Raw genomic sequence first — 837 nt, 5'->3', positions numbered from 1 at the left:
AAGCATTTCTCAGGTAGGTAAGGTTTCTTTCCAGTGCCAGGGCAACAGTGCACTGAGATCGTCTTCGTTCAGCGTCGGCAGCGTTTCGAAGACGTGCTGCAGGTAGCCGTAAGGCGACAGGCCGTTGGCTTTGGCCGTTTCGATCAGGCTGTAGATTGCCGCGCTTGCTTGCGCTCCGCTTGGCGTGTGGCTGAACAGCCAGTTCTTACGGCCAACCACGAAGGGACGGATGGCGTTTTCGGCCGGATTGTTATCCAGCGGGATGCACCCGTCGTCAAGGAAGCGGGTCAGGCGTGGCCACTGGCCATCCAGATAGTGCAGGGCTTTCCCTAGCGTGCTTTTGGGTAGCACCTGCGCCTGGGACTTGTCGAGCCAGGTGCGCAGTTGAGTGATCAGTGGGCGGCTCTTTTGATCGCGTAACGCCTGGCGTGCTGCAGGTGCCAGCGCTCTGGCCTGTTTTTCAACGCCATAGAGCTTGCTGATCTGGTTCAGCGCCCATCCGGCCTTGCCGGTTTTATTTTTCGGCTGCGCTTTCTGAGCCTCGATGAACTTGCGGCGAGCATGCGCCCAACATCCAGCATGGGTGATGTCATTACGCCGCACGACCTCGGCATAGCCTTCATAACCATCGGTGACCAGGCAGCCACTGTAATCGCCCAACAAGCGTAGGGGCACACGCCCGGCACGACTGGGGTCATAGTCGAACAACACGACCTGTTGACCCGGCGGACCACCGCGCTGCACCCACATGTACGAGGTGGCGCTGGCCTTGCGGCCTTCTTCCTGATTAACCTGCAGGGTGGTCTCATCCATGTGGATCAGCGGGGCGTTTAGCAG

At 59.4% G+C, this 837-nt stretch carries 1 protein-coding gene; it reads right to left on the bottom strand.

Translation table 11 applies throughout. The annotated features are described in order from the left end of the window. Positions 1 to 9 precede the first annotated feature (9 nt). The coding region (tnpC, locus tag ACT3XD_RS19670; protein WP_444280706.1) for an IS66 family transposase at positions 10 to 837 on the bottom strand (828 nt) is incomplete at its 5' end.

The sequence above is a fragment of the Halomonas sp. AOP7-B1-5 genome (assembly GCF_052353045.1).
Lineage (GTDB): Bacteria > Pseudomonadota > Gammaproteobacteria > Pseudomonadales > Halomonadaceae > Vreelandella > Vreelandella colorata.
The sequence above is the reverse complement of the archived record's forward strand: the minus strand, read 5'-3'. Positions and strand labels throughout refer to the sequence as shown.